Source organism: Clostridium gelidum (assembly GCF_019977655.1).
In the GTDB taxonomy this organism is placed as follows: Bacteria; Bacillota; Clostridia; order Clostridiales; family Clostridiaceae; genus Clostridium; species Clostridium gelidum.
The window spans coordinates 5081165-5097119 of sequence record NZ_AP024849.1 but is presented as its reverse complement, the minus strand read 5'-3'; the positions used below and the strand labels follow the sequence as shown (position 1 = coordinate 5097119).

The 15955-nt window shown below is 30.2% G+C and carries 18 protein-coding genes; all 18 read left to right on the top strand.

What is annotated here, in order from left to right; all coding sequences use genetic code 11:
* Window positions 1–9 precede the first annotated feature (9 nt).
* Entirely contained in the window at window positions 10–777 is a 768-nt protein-coding gene (locus psyc5s11_RS23540) for a CheR family methyltransferase (RefSeq protein ID WP_224034893.1), read from the top strand.
* A gap of 13 nt (window positions 778–790) precedes the next feature.
* Complete coding sequence (locus psyc5s11_RS23535) at window positions 791–2851, top strand: chemotaxis protein CheA (RefSeq protein ID WP_224034892.1); 2061 nt, start codon at window positions 791–793, stop codon at window positions 2849–2851.
* Window positions 2852–2887: 36 nt separating this feature from the next.
* Window positions 2888–3487: a chemotaxis protein CheC gene (locus psyc5s11_RS23530; RefSeq protein ID WP_224034891.1), complete on the top strand. Its 600-nt coding sequence runs from the start codon at window positions 2888–2890 to the stop codon at window positions 3485–3487.
* Between the two features lie 18 nt (window positions 3488–3505).
* Complete coding sequence (locus psyc5s11_RS23525) at window positions 3506–3865, top strand: response regulator (RefSeq protein ID WP_009172161.1); 360 nt, start codon at window positions 3506–3508, stop codon at window positions 3863–3865.
* Between the two features lie 118 nt (window positions 3866–3983).
* Window positions 3984–4385, top strand: a complete 402-nt coding sequence (locus psyc5s11_RS23520) for a chemotaxis protein CheW (protein ID WP_224034890.1) — start codon at window positions 3984–3986, stop codon at window positions 4383–4385.
* Between the two features lie 33 nt (window positions 4386–4418).
* Window positions 4419–5417: a flagellar motor switch protein FliM gene (gene fliM, locus psyc5s11_RS23515; RefSeq protein ID WP_224034889.1), complete on the top strand. Its 999-nt coding sequence runs from the start codon at window positions 4419–4421 to the stop codon at window positions 5415–5417.
* Window positions 5401–6588: a flagellar motor switch phosphatase FliY gene (fliY, locus tag psyc5s11_RS23510; protein WP_224034888.1), complete on the top strand. Its 1188-nt coding sequence runs from the start codon at window positions 5401–5403 to the stop codon at window positions 6586–6588. Before fliM ends, fliY begins: the two co-directional genes overlap by 17 nt.
* Before the next feature lie 230 nt (window positions 6589–6818).
* Window positions 6819–7091: a flagellar biosynthesis anti-sigma factor FlgM gene (gene flgM, locus psyc5s11_RS23505; protein WP_224034887.1), complete on the top strand. Its 273-nt coding sequence runs from the start codon at window positions 6819–6821 to the stop codon at window positions 7089–7091.
* A gap of 5 nt (window positions 7092–7096) precedes the next feature.
* Window positions 7097–7507: a flagellar export chaperone FlgN gene (flgN, locus tag psyc5s11_RS23500; protein ID WP_224034886.1), complete on the top strand. Its 411-nt coding sequence runs from the start codon at window positions 7097–7099 to the stop codon at window positions 7505–7507.
* Between the two features lie 183 nt (window positions 7508–7690).
* Window positions 7691–9826 carry a flagellar hook-associated protein FlgK gene (flgK, locus tag psyc5s11_RS23495; RefSeq protein WP_224034885.1) on the top strand — a complete coding sequence of 712 codons (2136 nt, stop codon included), beginning with the start codon at window positions 7691–7693 and terminating at the stop codon, window positions 9824–9826.
* Between the two features lie 11 nt (window positions 9827–9837).
* A complete protein-coding gene (flgL, locus tag psyc5s11_RS23490) occupies window positions 9838–11085 on the top strand; it encodes a flagellar hook-associated protein FlgL (RefSeq protein ID WP_224034884.1) in 1248 nt (415 codons plus the stop codon).
* Window positions 11086–11102: 17 nt separating this feature from the next.
* Complete coding sequence (gene fliW / locus psyc5s11_RS23485) at window positions 11103–11522, top strand: flagellar assembly protein FliW (RefSeq protein WP_224034883.1); 420 nt, start codon at window positions 11103–11105, stop codon at window positions 11520–11522.
* Window positions 11523–11533: 11 nt separating this feature from the next.
* Window positions 11534–11752 carry a carbon storage regulator CsrA gene (gene csrA / locus psyc5s11_RS23480; protein ID WP_224034882.1) on the top strand — a complete coding sequence of 73 codons (219 nt, stop codon included), beginning with the start codon at window positions 11534–11536 and terminating at the stop codon, window positions 11750–11752.
* Between the two features lie 43 nt (window positions 11753–11795).
* Window positions 11796–12182, top strand: coding sequence for a flagellar protein FlaG (locus psyc5s11_RS23475; protein ID WP_224034881.1), 387 nt, complete (start codon window positions 11796–11798; stop codon window positions 12180–12182).
* A 24-nt stretch (window positions 12183–12206) separates the two neighbouring features.
* The gene (locus tag psyc5s11_RS23470; RefSeq protein ID WP_224034880.1) at window positions 12207–12500 is read left to right on the top strand and encodes a hypothetical protein; all 294 of its coding nucleotides are present in this window, start codon (window positions 12207–12209) and stop codon (window positions 12498–12500) included.
* A 12-nt stretch (window positions 12501–12512) separates the two neighbouring features.
* Window positions 12513–12887 (top strand): flagellar export chaperone FliS, encoded by a 375-nt coding sequence (fliS, locus tag psyc5s11_RS23465; protein WP_224034879.1) that lies wholly within the window; start codon window positions 12513–12515, stop codon window positions 12885–12887.
* Between the two features lie 30 nt (window positions 12888–12917).
* A complete protein-coding gene (gene fliD, locus psyc5s11_RS23460; RefSeq protein ID WP_224034878.1) occupies window positions 12918–15452 on the top strand; it encodes a flagellar filament capping protein FliD in 2535 nt (844 codons plus the stop codon).
* Window positions 15453–15495: 43 nt separating this feature from the next.
* Window positions 15496–15825, top strand: a complete 330-nt coding sequence (locus psyc5s11_RS23455) for a hypothetical protein (RefSeq protein WP_224034877.1) — start codon at window positions 15496–15498, stop codon at window positions 15823–15825.
* The last annotated feature ends 130 nt before the right edge of the window (window positions 15826–15955 follow it).

Sequence of the window (15955 nt, the reverse complement as noted above, 5' to 3'; positions counted from 1 at the left end):
GGAGGGAATATGGATTTTAACGAATTTCATAAATGGGTTCATAAAGAACTCGGAATAAATTTATCAGCGTATAAACCAGAACAGCTTAATAGAAGAATAAATAGTTTGATGACAAGAGTTGGAATACAAACATTAGATGAATATTCAAAAGTTATAAAAAATAATTCAGAACAAAAACAAAAATTCTTAGATTTCATAACAATAAATGTTACAGAGTTTTTTAGAAATCCAGAATTGTTTGTTGATTTAGAAAAGCAAATTTCAAAAGAATTATTACCTAATACTTCTAATTTAAAAATTTGGAGTGCTGCTTGTTCAATAGGTTGTGAACCATATACCGTAGGGATGATATTAAATAGGTTAGCACCAAATGGAAGACATAATATAATGGCAACTGATATAGATAATACTATACTTGAAAAAGCTAAAGCTGGAGAATACACTCAAAATGAAATGAAGGGTATAAATAGTGCTGATTTAAGTAAATATTTCAAAATAAAAGACGATAAATATTATATAGACTCTAAAATTAAAAATATGGTAACTTTTAAGAAACATGATTTGATTTTAGATGGTTATGAAACCGGGTTTGATTTAATCATATGTAGAAATGTTGTTATTTATTTTAACAATGATATAAAACAAGAAATTTATAAAAAGTTTAGTAATTCATTAAAAAAAGGTGGACTTTTATTTGTAGGAGCTACAGAAAGCATTTATAATTATAGAGACTATGGATTTGAAAAAGCATCAACCTTTATCTATAAAAAAATATAAAGGAGGAATAAAGATGGATACATCTCAATATATGTCAATGTTTTTAGAGGAGTCATTAGAAAATTTACAAACATTAAATGAGTCACTATTGGATTTAGAACAAAATCCAGAGGATTTGGATAAGGTGAATGCAATATTTAGAGTTGCCCATACAATTAAGGGAATGGCAGCAACTATGGGGTTTACAGAACTTGCGGAACTAACTCATAAAATGGAGGATGTTTTAGCTGAGTTTAGAGAGGGAGAATTAAAAGTAACACAAGATGTAGTAACGGTATTATTTGATTGTCTTGATACATTAGAAAAAATGGTTGATAATGTTCAAGAAGGATCAAGTGAAAAAATAGAAATAGATAGTATAATTCAAGCTCTTGCTAATATAAAAAATAATGATAATAGAAATAAGACATCAGAGCAAATTCAAAATAAAAAAAATACAGATGGAAATGTTGAAAAATCAATGATTAATAGTGATTTGGAACTAGATTTAAACCAATATGATACATCTGTAATTAAGCAAGCAAAAGAAAAAGGATATAATTCGATTGAAATAAAAGTAACATTAAGTGAAAATACCTTGTTGAAATCTGCGAGAGCATTTTTAATTGTTAAAGATCTTGAAGAACAAGGTGAAATTTTAAAATCGGAACCATCAACTCAAGATATTGAAAACGAAGAGTTTGATTTTGAATTGAAGTTTATTTTAGTAACTAAAAATACTATTGATGAAATAATAGCTGTTGTTAATGGAATTTCAGAAGTATCAAAAGTTGAAGCTTCATTGATTGAATTTGAAAGTATTGAAGTAGTAGCTCCAAAAGAAATCGAAAACAAAGAAGAACAAAAAGTGGAGAAAAAAGCTTCAAGTGAAAATCCAGCACCTGAAGAGGTTGAAGCGGAACAAGTGTTAGCAAAGAAATCAACTCAAAAGAAAGAATCTAAAAAAACACATCAATCTGTAAGAGTTGATTTAGAGAGAATAGATAATTTAATGAATATGGTTTCAGAACTTGTAATTTATCGAACAAGATTAGAACAAATAGTTATTTCACATAAATCACAAGAATTAAATGAAACTTTAGAACAAGTGGGAAGAACAACATCTGATCTTCAAGATTTAGTTATGAAGATTAGAATGTTACCATTAGATACAGTATTTAATAGATTCCCAAGAATGATAAGAGATATATCAGTAGAATTAAACAAGGAAATTAACTTTGTTATAGAAGGCGCTGATACAGAACTCGATAGAACAGTAATTGATGAAATTGGAGAACCATTAATCCATTTATTAAGAAATGCAGCAGACCATGGTGTGGAATCAGCAGAAAAGAGAATTGCACAAGGTAAATCACCAGTTGGAACAGTTAGGTTAGTTGCATATCAAGAAGGAACAAAAGCATTAATTAAAGTAATTGATGATGGTGCAGGAATAAATCTTGAAAGAGTAAGAACAAAAGCTGAGCAAAAAGGAATAAATACAGAAGGAATGTCTGATAATGATATTAAAAATTTGATTTTTGCACAAGGATTTAGCACTAATGAGGTAGTAACAGATATCTCAGGTAGAGGGGTTGGAATGGATGTTGTTAAGACAAAAATTGCAGCACTCGGAGGTACAGTAGATTTATATAGTGAAGAAGGCAAGGGATCAACTTTTGTTATTAAACTTCCACTAACACTACAAATCATACAAGCTCTACTTGTAAAAATAGGTGAAGAAACACTTGCAATATCATTAGGATTTATAGACAGAGTAATAGATTATAAGGAGGAAAATATAAAGAGAAGTAATGGAAAAGAAGTTATTGTTTATAGAGAAAATGTAATCCAATTAGTAAGATTAAATGAAACTTTAGATATTGAGGCTAGCGCAACTGATAAGAAGTTTGTTATAATAGTAAATGTTGGCGATAAAACTATAGGATTATTAGTAGATTCATTGCTTGGACAACAAGAAATTGTAATAAAACCACTTGGAAAGACGCTAAAGAGTTTAGATCAATATATTGGTGCAACTATACTAGGAAATGGTTTAGTAACATTAATATTAGATGTAGGAGCATTACTATAACTGAAATAAAGTGAAATTTTAAGGAGGGGTATATAAGTGGAGTATTCTAATTTAAGCGCTTTGCAATTAGATGCACTTAAAGAAGTCTCTAACATAGGTGCAGGAAATGCAGCAACTGCTCTTTCTATGATGATAGGCAGAAAAGTAGATATGACAGTACCAGCAGTGAATATAATAAAATTAGATGATATAGTTCAAGAAAATGGAGAAGTTGAAGTTGCTGGTACTGTAGTTAGGGTACTTGGGGATATTGCAGGAAATATTCTATTAGTATTCGAAAAGTCAACGGCTGAAAATGTAATAGAAAAATTAGTTGGAAGTAGACAATCGCCTGAAAGTGAAATGGGGAGTTCAGTATTATGTGAGATAGCAAATATAATATCAGCATCTTATATGAACGCTATAGCACAATTAACTAATCTTGCTATAGCACCATCTGTACCAGCTACATCATATGATATGTTAGGTGCAATACTCACAACAACATTTATTGAATCTAATCAATACGATGAATATATATTAGATATTGAAACTGTATTTTTAGATGAGACAGAAGAAAATATAGGCGGGCACTTTTATTATATCCCAATGCCTGGCTCATTAGAAAAAATATTGAAATCTATAGGAATAAATTAAATTTGGAGGGAAAATTATATGGCTAGAGTTTTAATTGTAGACGATGCAGCATTTATGAGAATGATGATAAAGGATATTTTAGAAAAAAATGATTTTGAAATAGTAGGAGAGGCAAATAACGGAATAGTCGCAGTAGACCTTTATAAGAAAGAAAAACCAGATGTTGTTACAATGGATATAACAATGCCTGATATGGATGGTATTGAAGCAGTTAAACAAATAAAAGCATTTGATCCAAATGCTAAAGTAATAATGTGTTCTGCAATGGGCCAACAATCTATGGTTATGGATGCAATAAGAGCAGGTGCAAAAGATTTTATAGTAAAACCATTCCAAGCTGATAGAGTTTTAGAAGCTATAAAGAAAGTTGTAGGATAATTAAGTCAATTAACAGTTAACAATGAACAATTTAGGTTGAAATTCCTTTGGAATTTCTGAATAATTGAGAAATGAAAATTGAGAAATGAAAATTGACAATTGTTAAGGAGGGTAAAAAATGCAAATAGTAGTATTCAAATTAGGAGAAGAACATTTTGCAGTAGAAACAGAAAGAGTTCAAAGTATTAATGATACTATGGGAATTACAAAAGTTCCTAAGGCTCCAAGTTATATAAAAGGATTAATAAATTTACGCGGAAGTATTAAATCTCTTGTTGACATAAATTTATTATTAAATGTAACTCCTGGCACAGAACAAAACAACATAATAATTTTGACAGTAAAAGATGAAGAAATAGGAATAACTGTAGATGAAGTTGAAGAAGTTTTAGATATAGATGAGAAAAGTATACAAAGATTAGATGAGGAAGCTGCTAAAGAGCAACCTTACATAAAAGGTATATTAAACTATGATGAAAAGCTTCTTACAATAATAGATATTGACAAATTATTGAAGTAATTATCAACTGAATTATTGAAATGAGGGAAGAACATGGCAGATGTATTATCGCAAAATGAAATAGATTCGCTACTATCTGCCTTATCTACAGGCGAATTGGAATCTAACGAAATTGGTAAAGACGAAGAACAGCATAAGGTTAAACTTTATGATTTTAGAAGTCCTCAAAAATTCTCAAAAGAGCATATAAGGACACTTGAATTGATTCATGATAATTATGCAAGAATTCTTTCCAATTATTTAACGGGTCAAACAAGACAAAATGTTAAAGTGAAAATAGAAACTGTAGAACAGATAGCATATGAGGAGTTTATACATTCTGTACAAAACCCTACTATTATGACAATATTTAAAATGCCACCACTTACCGGAAATATAATATTTGAAACGAATCCTCAGTTTTCACTTCAGGTAATAGATATATTACTTGGAGGAAAAGGGGATAGGAAAGTTCAAACAAAAGAATTTACAGATATAGATATCAATATAATGAAACAAATAACAAATGGAATGATAGGTAATTTGAAATTGGCATGGGCATCTATTGTAGAGGTTGAGCCTGAAATTGAAGCTGTTGAAACAAATCCTGGAGTAAATCAGACGATGGCGCCTAACGATCCGGTAGCATTAATAACATTTTCAGTAGAAATGAATAAACGTAGTACTTTTATAAATATGTGTATTCCTTATTTAAGCATAGAAAAAATATTGGATAAATTAGTAGTACAATATGCATTTAGAAATGATGACGAAAGTCTTATGGCTGAGTCAAGGGAAAAAATAGAAAAAGGTATTAATAAAGTTGATGTCGAAGTAATAGCAGAACTTGGACATACTAGTATAACAGTAGATGATTTCTTAAGATTAACAGTAGGTGATGTGATTAAACTTGATGCTAAGAGTTCATCCCCAATAAAGGTATATGTAGGTAATGAAGAGTGTTACTATGCTAAACCTGGTACAACAGGAAAAAATATGGGGGTTATTATTTTGGATATAACAGATAAGGAAGTGGATGAGTATGAGCAATAATTTTTTATCACAAGAAGAAATAAATGCATTATTAGCAGGAGAAGACACACCTTCTGGTGAAGGTGAAAATACATCATCTGATCCAGGTAATTCGGAAGTAGATATCATAACTGATGTTGATAAAGATTTACTTGGAGAAATTGGTAATATTTCTATGGGTTCAGCGTCGACAGCATTATATCAACTTATAAATCTACAGGTTAACATAACTACACCAGTAGTAACTGTAACAACTTTAAGGGAGATAAAAGAAGGTTTTGAAACTCCTAACATTGTTTTAGATATTGAGTATACTGCAGGGATAATAGGAAGAAATATATTAATTATAAAAATTTCAGATGGTTTAGTTATATCAAATCTCATGATGGGCGGAGATGGAACTGTAGAAGATGGTCATGAGTTATCTGAAATAGAAATCAGCGCAGTATCAGAAGCAATGAACCAAATGATAGGTTCTGCAGCTACATCAATGGCTACTATGTTTGGAAGAAAAGTTGATATATCACCGCCAATATCAAAAGTGGTAGAAGATGGATCAATACCACTTTCAGATGCGATACCAGAAGATGAACCAATCGTTAGAGTATCATTTAAGTTAACAATTGGAGATATTGTAGATAGTAATATAATGCAAATATTCCCAATAAAAACAGCTAAGCACATTGTTGCAATAATGACTGGAGAAGATAAAGTAGAAGAAGCTGCAAAATCTGCACAAAGTCAACCAATTGCAAATAAAGAAATAAATCAAAGACCAGATCCAGTTATCGTAGAACAACCACAATATCAACCAGAGCCACAATATCAATCACAACCACAATACGAGCAACCTATGCAAAGAATGCAACAACCAGTTGAAGTTCATCAAGCAGCATTTGAACCATTAGTGCCTCAAAGAAATATTCCTCCAATAAAAAATATAGATTTAATATTGGATGTTCCTTTAGATATATCTGTAGTACTAGGTAGAACAAAAAAGAGTATACAGGATATCTTAAATTTAGGAACTGGTTCATTAATAGAATTAGACAAACTTGCAGAAGAACCAGTTGAAATATTAGTTAATGGAAAACAAATAGCACTTGGAGAAGTTGTTGTTGTTGATGAAAACTTTGGAATAAGGATAACTAATATAGTAAGCAGTGTTGAAAGAATAAAAAGAATACGATAATGTATAATGAGCTCCCGAAAGGGAGTTTTTCTTTTTTGAATTTAATGTCATTTTAAAGGCAGTAAGCAGATTATAATATAAAAAATGAATATAATTGGGATATTATTATAGAGAGGGAAACTTCTCTATTTTTTTTGCTTTTAAAAATTAGAATTAAATTTTGCTATAAACTTATTATAATATTAACCGATAAGTATAGTAATAGAGTTAAAAGAATGGAGAAATGAAGTATGAGTATTAATAGAATAAATAGTCAACCATATATAAATGCATATAAATCAAATTCTAATAAGCCTACAGATAAGGTAAATAAATCTAAACAAGTAGATAGGATTGAAATTTCAGAACTTGGGAAAAGTCTTAAAGATTATTCATTAAGCAATGATATAGGAAATGCAAAAAAAGTAGCTGATATCAAAAATAAAGTAGATAGTGGAACATACAATGTTGATGCAAAATTAACTGCACAAAGTTTATTAAATGCAATGAAGGAGAGTAATTAATAAATATGATAAATGAACTTATTAAATTAATACAAAGCCAAGATGATGATTTGAAAAAACTCTTAGAATTATTAGAAACTCAATATAAGATGATAATGAGTAAAGATGTGTTTGGTTTAGAGGGATTAGTTGATAAGATTAATGAATGTGGCAAAAGAATTGCACAGGACGAAGTTAAAAGAAGAAATATAATTGGAGAAGAAAGTATAATAGAGATTGTAAACAAATCAGATAATCAAGAACTTATTAAATCGTATAATGATATAAAGCTTACATTAAATGAAGTTATTTTTAAGAAAGAAACAAATGATGTATTAATGAAGCAACAAATAATATTTAATAATAAGATATTATCTGTAATAAATCCTAGTAGAGAAATAAAAACTTATAATTCTTATGGGAATTTATCAAGATAAATTAACAATGAACAAATATCCAAGGAGAAAGGGCAACTAACCAAAGATAAAGTGCTCATAAGTAAAGTTTATGTTTACAAATATAAACTTTGGACATTGTTAATTGTTTATTAATAAAGTAATAAGGATGTTACTATTTATATATGACATGGAAGTTGGATTAAGTGAAAGGTAGGAAAAGAAATGGCAGGACTATTTGATACATTTACTATTGCTGTAAGAGGATTAGCTGTACAACAATCCTTAATAAACACAACATCCCACAATATAGCAAATGCTGCTACAACAGGATATTCAAGACAAAGATCAGTAGCAGAAACAACAAAACCTTTTGGAGCTTCGTCAAAGTTTGAGACAAACAAAGCTGGACAAGTTGGGACAGGTGCAGAAATAACATCAATACAAAGAATAAGAGACTCATTTATAGATTATCAATTAAGAAGTGAATCAGGAGCATCAGAATATTATAATGCAACAAGTACAACTTTAAGTGCAGTTACAAGTACTTTTGGAGAACCATCAGATACAGGAATACAAGAACTCATGAGTAAATTCTATGCCTCGTTTTCAGGCGCGTCCAAACCAACACCAACAGAAAGCGAAAAATCAGCAGCCATTTCAAGTGCATCGGCATTAGCAGATGCAATAAATTATACTTATAATGCATTACAAAATACTATTAAGGGTACTCAAATAGAACTACAAAATAGTGTGTTAGAGGTTAATAGTTATTTGGATCAAATAAATGAATTGAATAAACAAATATCAGAAGTATCATCAGTAAATCAAACACCAAATGATCTAATGGATAAAAGGGATAACCTTTTAGATAGTTTAAGTAAGAAGTTTGGAATAAAAATTGATCCACAAAAATTTAACGCAATAAATCTTTCTTCAACAGAATACCCAAATGCAGCACTTGTTAAATCAGATCCAAATGATGTTGACTATAATAGATTTTCATATGTTGAGAGTGCAACAGCAGATACTGCTAGTGGGAATCTCACAGGGAGTGTAACAGTAAAATACTATCCTTTTGGAAATAAGAGTCTTGGATTGAAAAGCTTTAGTGTAGTAGTAAATAATACTGCAGATGCTGATGGTGATGGAACACCTAATACTGCGGCTGATGCCAAAGTGATAAAGAAAGATACTCAAAAATATATTGATAATTTGATGCAAAATAGAATATTATTAGCAGATGAAAATGGAAATGTGGTGAAAGTTACTACCACAGCAGTATCGCCAGCCCCAACTGTACCAAGCCCTATGCCAACTGATGGAACAGTTTATGATACTTCAGTTACTCCACCAACAACAACAGTAACAAAAACAAAAACAACAGCTTCAGGATTCGTAACAACGATCACTACAACACCAATCACTACAGAAATACCATCAACAAAAACAATAACAACAATAACAAATGATACAACAGGAACAACAGCGACAGGAGAGACAATAACAAAATCTGAACCTACTACAAAATCAGAGTTAGATCCCAATATATTTAAGACTTATGAATATGAAAATGGAATTAATAATGTAGATACTAATAAAAATAATATAAAAGGAGATATAGCTAGCGAACAAGAAGTACAAAAAACTATAAAAGGATATATGGATAATTTAGATAGACTTGCAGCAGGATTAGCTTATTCTGTTAATGCAATTCAAACTGGGAGCATTGATGATAGTAAAGCTTCACAAGGATTAGGCAATGATCTTATATTTGTTACATATGATGAGAAAAATAAAGTAGATACAGATAAAGATAAAGGGATTACTGCTAGCACTATAAGAATTAATAGTGTTTTAGTAAAACATCCAGGAGAGCTAAATTGTCATACAACATTAAAGGATGGAGCCGGTGATGGAAAAAGAGCAGCAGCAATTTCTAATCTTAATGTGGCAAAAATGACTTTAAGCAATGTAGCATCAGGAGAAGACCTAACTGAAATGAATAGAGCGGATTTTTTAAAGAAAGTAGGAATAGATACAACAACAACACCATCAGGATTTTCAGATACTGATTGTTTGAAATTAAATACTGGAATAGCAGGTACAACAGCAACCACTTATTATACTACTATAATAAGTAATGTTTCAACAGATACGCAAGAAGCTGCTAGAAAAGGTGAAATTCGAAAAACAAATCTAGCTAGCTTTGAGGACAGTAAATCACAAGTTTCTGGAGTATCATTAGATGAAGAATATGCTAATCTTATACAATTTCAACATGCATATCAAGCAAATGCAAAAATTATATCAACAATAGATGAGTTGTTAGACGTAGTAATAAATGGATTAAAGAAATAGGGGGGATAATTATGTCAAGCAGAGTAACGACTAACATGCTGAGTTCAAATTATTTGAGAAATATGAATAGAAATTTAACAAATATGAAAACATTACAAAATCAATTAGCTTCAGGAAAGGAAATACAAATATCTTCAGACAATCCATCTAAGGCAACAAGAAATATGCAATTACATTCAGAGATGTCTTCTAATAAGCAATATAATGATAATATAACGGATATATCAAATTGGCTTGACACAACAGATACAGCATTATCACAAATGGGGAATGTTTTTGGACGCGTAGAAAGTTTACTTGTAACTGCTGGGAATGGAACTTATTCAGAAGATGAAAGAATTGCACTTCGAGACGAAGTTAAAGAAAAAGTTAGTGAATTATCTCAGATTTTAAACACTAACTTTGATGGTTCTTATATATTTGGTGGAACAAAAACTTCTTCAAAGCCTACTACTGTAGTAAATGGGGTTTTGCAATATGCTGATGAAGCTGGTAAAGCAATAACTGGATATGAGAAGAGCGATGGAACAATTACAAGTTCACCTACAGGAAATACAGAGGTTAGTTTAAGTGTGGCAAATATAACAAAGCTTAAACAAGAGTTAAATGTATTAGATTATACTACGAGTTCTGGTCCTGATTACGATAGGATAGATGATATTAATAGTTTACTATATAATACGGATACATCAGCATCTGGTGGTGGATTACCACTTGCAACTATAAGAGCAGATCAAATTGATATAAAAAATTCAACAGCAAATAAAGATACAGCTATTGTAGAATTAGAGACTGTAGATAAAACTATTCCAATAAATCAAATAAATTCAAACTTACAAGTAGATATATCTCAAGGAGTTAAAAGTGATTTTAATAAAACAGCAGTTGATGTATTAGAATTCACAGATAAAAGTGGGAAAAGTATAAATGTTTCAGAACTTTTAACAAATATATTAAAAGACTTAGGAGTAGGCGGAATTAAAAGTAATCTAAATACAACTGAATTAAAAGATATACAGTCTGTAACAGCAAATTTATTGCAACGAAGATCAGAAACTGGATCTATGCAAAATAGAATGGAGTCAGCAAAGACAAATAATGAAAATCAAAATTATAATATGACAGATATATTATCTAAAACAGAAGATATAGATTTAACAGAAAAGACTATGGAATATGCAATGCTGCAAACAGTATATACAGCTTCATTACAAACTAGTGGAAAAATATTGCCACAAAGTTTATTAAATTACGTATAGTTAGGAGAAGATAAATTATGAAATTTCTTTCTAAAGTTCATGGCGAAATACAATATGAAGAAAGTAATAGAGTTACTTTTAATAAAGGTATTCCAGGATTCAATGAATTGAAAAAATTTATTCTTTTAGATCTAGAAGAATATGAACCTTTTAAATTACTACAATCCTTAGAAAACGATGAAATTTCCTTAATAGTAACTTCACCATATGAATTTTTTAATGATTATGAAATTAAATTAAATGAAGAAACAATTAAAACATTAAAAATAGATTCTCCGGAGCAAGTAATTATATTAACTACAGTAACATTAAATTCTGATCCGAAAAAAATAACTACTAATCTTCAAGGACCTATAGTTATAAATACTTCTAATAATTTTGGGGAACAAATAGTATTAGACAATTCTAAATATAAAGTGAAAAACCCTTTAATATAAGGAGGTATGAAATGCTGATTATAACTAGAAAAAAAGGTGAATCCCTTATGATTGGAGATAATATAGAAATTATTGTAAGTAAGATAGATGATGGAAGTGTCAAAATTGGAATAAAAGCTCCAAGAGATATTCAAGTACTAAGAAAAGAGTTATATGAAGAAGTGGAGCAAGAAAATAAAGAAGCAACTCAAATTGATGTTAGTATGTTAAGTAATATAAAGAAAAGGTAGATACTAAAATTTATGTAGAAGAAAACAAGGAGGTAGAATAAACATGGATGTTAATGGTATAGGGCAAAGCGCAATTAATACAAATACGTATAGCTCAGATTCTGCTGTCTCCCAATATACAGATAATAGTAGTGGGGTAGCAATTTCGCAAGTGAAAAAGATCGAAAATCAATCATCAGTAGAAAATGACACTAAAAGCCAAGGCTATAGCAAAAAAGACTTGGATAATGCATTAAAAAAGATTAATAACTTTATGGAAGATGAACACACATATGCAGAATACTCTATTCATAAGGATTTTGGGACCTTAATGATAAAGATTGTAGATGAAAAAACAAAGCAAGTCATATTAGAAGTTCCACCAGAAAGAATTTTAGATATGGTTGCTAGCATGTGTAGGCAAGTTGGCCTATTTGATAGAAAAGTTTAGGCTAAAAGCTGGGAGGAATTTTAAGTGGAGTTCATATTAAATAAGATTGACACTGATATTAGAAAAAGGATGCAAGAAGAAATTAAAGGAGATAAAGTTCATTCTGGCAAAAGTATAAATATAAAAAAAGATATAAAAGATGAAAAAAATGAGAATTATGATAAAAACCAAAATTCTACTGAAGAAGAAATTATAAAAAAATACATTACAATAGATGGAGTAAAACATAATAAAAAAAATATAAGTGTAGAAGTAGAAAAAGTCGAAGAACTAAATGATGAAAATTCTAAAGGTAGAATTTTAGATAAGAAGAAGTAGGAGGAATTATCAATGTATTCTAATGGATATAATATTTATAAAACAAATACTGTGAATTATGCGTCAAAGGAACAATTGCTACTTATGTTAGTTGAAGGTGCAGTTAAGTTTTGTAAAATAGCTAGACAAGCTATAATAGACAAAGATACAAAAAAGGCACATGATGCATTAATAAGAACTCAAGATATATTTTCTGAACTTATGATTAGTTTAGACACAAAACAAGGAGATTGGGCAGTTCAATTATTTAGGGTATATGATTTTATTAAGGAAAAGCTAATAGAAGCTAATATGACCAAGAGTATAGAAATTATAGATGAAGTTCTTCCTCTTGTACAAGATATAAATGAAACATGGCAAGAAGCTTATAAAAGATCTAAAAAATAAAAAAGGTTGATTAAGAAGGAGTGATATAAAATGCCAACAAGAATAACAGGAATGAATTCAGGTTTAGATGTAGATACTTTAGTTAAAACAGCAATGAAACCTTATCAAGCAAAGGTTGATAAAGAAGTTCAAAATAGAAAAGTTTTAGAATATCAACAAGAACAATATAAACAAATAATGAGCGATTCATCAGATTTTTATGATAAATATTTTGATATATTAAAGACTGGAAATTTAATGTCAGATAATACTTATCAAACACAAACTTACACATCAACTCCGGATGGGTCAAAAGTAACTGCCAAAGGATTAGCAGGAGCAAGTATTGATAATTATACAGTAAATGTAACTCAATTAGCAGCTAAAGCATCTGATAGTTTACTTAGTAGTGAAACTGGAAATAAATCAATAACAATTGGGACAGCAACAGTATCGTTTGCAGCAACTTCTGACGGGAATATAACGGTAGCGAATTATAATTCAGCAATAGCAAAGATGAAATCAGATTTAAGTGCTAAAGTAAAAGCCGGAACTGCATCGGATGGTGAAAAAACTCAATTATCAGATTTGACTAATAAGGCTGTAACAGCAAAATATAGTGAGTTTAGCAAAAATGTAACTTTTACAGCAAATACATTTGGCGGTGGCGGATTTCAAATCAAAGATGCTGCTAGTCCACCAGTTACAAGCAAAGACCATGCTAAAGTTGAAGATAAATATCTTGAAGCTACTGTTAAAAACAGTAAGGGCCAAGTATATACTATAACTAGTGCTGACAAACAAATTAGTAATAATGTAACTGTTGATAATGTACAGTTTGATTTTAAGGGAGTAAGTACATCAACTTCTGTAGCCGCAGGTGCAATAACACCATTAGTTGCATTAACAGAAGCAACAGCTTTAACACCATTAACGGAATTAACACCATTGGCAGATGCAGTAGGAACACCAACAACAGATGGAACAACAACAGCTAATGGGATAACAACAAAAAAAACAACAGCAGCAGATGGGACAGTAACAACGGAAACAACAGATGGTAGTGGGACAAAAACAACAACAGTAACCGCAAAAGATAAATCAACTGTTGTTACAACTACAAAAGGAGCAGTAACAACAGTAACAGATGCAAATGGAATGAAAACTACAACTGATACAAGTAATTTAGATTCAGTAAACAATACTGGATACACTTTAACAACAGTAAAAATTGGAACAACAACAACAACGACTAAATTAAACGCTGATGGAACAATACCAGTAACGAAACGAATAGAAACAAGTGCAATACCACCAATAACAACGACATTAACAACAACAGCATTGAATTCAGGTGATGGAAGAACAACAACTGCAATCCAAAAAGATATAACAGTTGGAGGAACCACACCAACGACAACAACAACAACTTCTTCTGTTACTAAACAAGATAAAACAAATGGATCAGTAACAACAGTAGTTGGAGAAGATGGAATAAGCACAACAACAGACTTTACAGTAGACCCAACAAGTGGCTCAACAACAAAAACAATATCAACATCTTCAGGAACACATTTAGCAACAACTGATCCAGGAACAACAACAACAACAGTAGGGGGAATAACTACAGTAACTAAAATAGGAACAGATGGATCAATAACCCAAACGGTAATAACACCTTCTGGAACAAATTTAACACCAGGAGATGCGGGAACAACAACAACAACAGACGTGGATGGAACAACGCAAATAACAACTAAAATAGGAACAGATGGATCAATAACCAAAACACTAACACCACAGGCAGGTGCCCCTACCACTACAGTAACAACTACAACAGTAAAAATAGCAACTGCATATAATGCTCCAACATCATTAACTGGAGCAACTGATGTTAAGGATTTAAAAGATAAGATTGTAAGTTTTGTTAATGATTATAACAAATTATTACAAAGCATGAATACAAAGATTTATGAAACAAGAGATAAAGATTATATGCCTTTAACAGATGAACAAAAGAAGGCAATGAGTGAGACTCAAATTACAGCATGGGAGAAAAAGGCTCAAACAGGATTGCTTAGAAAAGATGATGACCTTCAAAGAATAACAAGTGAAATGAAAAATGCTATGTCTTCTGTTATGTCAGGCTCAGGGTTAAGCTTGGAGAAGATAGGAATAGCTCCAATAAAAAATTATACAGATAAAAATGGAATGCTTAGTATAGATGAAAGTAAATTAACAACAGCATTAGAAGCAAATTCAGGAGATGTACAAGATCTGTTTAAAAGAGCAGCATCAACTACAGATCAAGGCGGAGCAATAACTCAACTTAAATCAGCTTTAAAGAGTGAATTTAAAACAAGTACTTCATCGCTATCAAAAAAGGCTGGATATTCAGGAAGTAGTACTGAAACTGATAATACTATAACTAACAGTATAGCTAAGAAAAAGACATTAATAGCACAGTTAAATAGTTCTTTAACTACTAAAGAGAATGCATTATATAAAAAATATTCAGCATTAGAAAAAGCAATGGAACAATTAAATTCACAAAAATCATCATTAGCTAGTATGCTTGGACAATAGGCATAAGTTTACTAAAATTAGTTAAGTAAAGAGGATAGGATTTATGAATTTAAATGAATATTTGGAAGAGTATAGAACTTTAACTTTAGATTTAATGGATAAGATTAGAGAAGATGGAGAAATAGATATTCTAATTGAAAAAAGAGAAGATATTTTAAAATCGATAAATAACATTAATTTTGATAAAGAAGAAATTAAAAAGATAGGAGATTCATTAAAACTGCTAGAATTAGAGGAAGAATTAGAAATTTTAGCTAAAAAAGAAAAGGTTAAAGTTAAGAAGGAAATAGAAAATCTAAAGAAAATTAAACAAGCTAATACTAATTATAATAGTATTGAAAATAAATCTAGAGTGTTTAATAAAACCATATAAGGAATATTCAAATAAATAACAAGTCAGTATGCTAGTCTATTTTGTGCCATATTGTATCAGCAATATTAGGTTATGAGCTAATATTACATCGTTGTCTGACATAAAATATACATTGCATTTTTGACTTGTT

Bases quoted from the DNA above. Each gene is read 5' to 3' on its own strand.
- psyc5s11_RS23540 (WP_224034893.1), top strand. From the start codon at position 10: ATGGATTTTAACGAATTTCATAAATGGGTTCATAAAGAACTCGGAATA.
- psyc5s11_RS23535 (WP_224034892.1), top strand. From the start codon at position 791: ATGGATACATCTCAATATATGTCAATGTTTTTAGAGGAGTCATTAGAA.
- psyc5s11_RS23525 (WP_009172161.1), top strand. From the start codon at position 3,506: ATGGCTAGAGTTTTAATTGTAGACGATGCAGCATTTATGAGAATGATG.
- psyc5s11_RS23520 (WP_224034890.1), top strand. From the start codon at position 3,984: ATGCAAATAGTAGTATTCAAATTAGGAGAAGAACATTTTGCAGTAGAA.
- fliM (WP_224034889.1), top strand. From the start codon at position 4,419: ATGGCAGATGTATTATCGCAAAATGAAATAGATTCGCTACTATCTGCC.
- fliY (WP_224034888.1), top strand. From the start codon at position 5,401: ATGAGTATGAGCAATAATTTTTTATCACAAGAAGAAATAAATGCATTA.
- flgM (WP_224034887.1), top strand. From the start codon at position 6,819: ATGAGTATTAATAGAATAAATAGTCAACCATATATAAATGCATATAAA.
- flgN (WP_224034886.1), top strand. From the start codon at position 7,097: ATGATAAATGAACTTATTAAATTAATACAAAGCCAAGATGATGATTTG.
- flgK (WP_224034885.1), top strand. From the start codon at position 7,691: ATGGCAGGACTATTTGATACATTTACTATTGCTGTAAGAGGATTAGCT.
- flgL (WP_224034884.1), top strand. From the start codon at position 9,838: ATGTCAAGCAGAGTAACGACTAACATGCTGAGTTCAAATTATTTGAGA.
- fliW (WP_224034883.1), top strand. From the start codon at position 11,103: ATGAAATTTCTTTCTAAAGTTCATGGCGAAATACAATATGAAGAAAGT.
- csrA (WP_224034882.1), top strand. From the start codon at position 11,534: ATGCTGATTATAACTAGAAAAAAAGGTGAATCCCTTATGATTGGAGAT.
- psyc5s11_RS23475 (WP_224034881.1), top strand. From the start codon at position 11,796: ATGGATGTTAATGGTATAGGGCAAAGCGCAATTAATACAAATACGTAT.
- fliS (WP_224034879.1), top strand. From the start codon at position 12,513: ATGTATTCTAATGGATATAATATTTATAAAACAAATACTGTGAATTAT.
- fliD (WP_224034878.1), top strand. From the start codon at position 12,918: ATGCCAACAAGAATAACAGGAATGAATTCAGGTTTAGATGTAGATACT.
- psyc5s11_RS23455 (WP_224034877.1), top strand. From the start codon at position 15,496: ATGAATTTAAATGAATATTTGGAAGAGTATAGAACTTTAACTTTAGAT.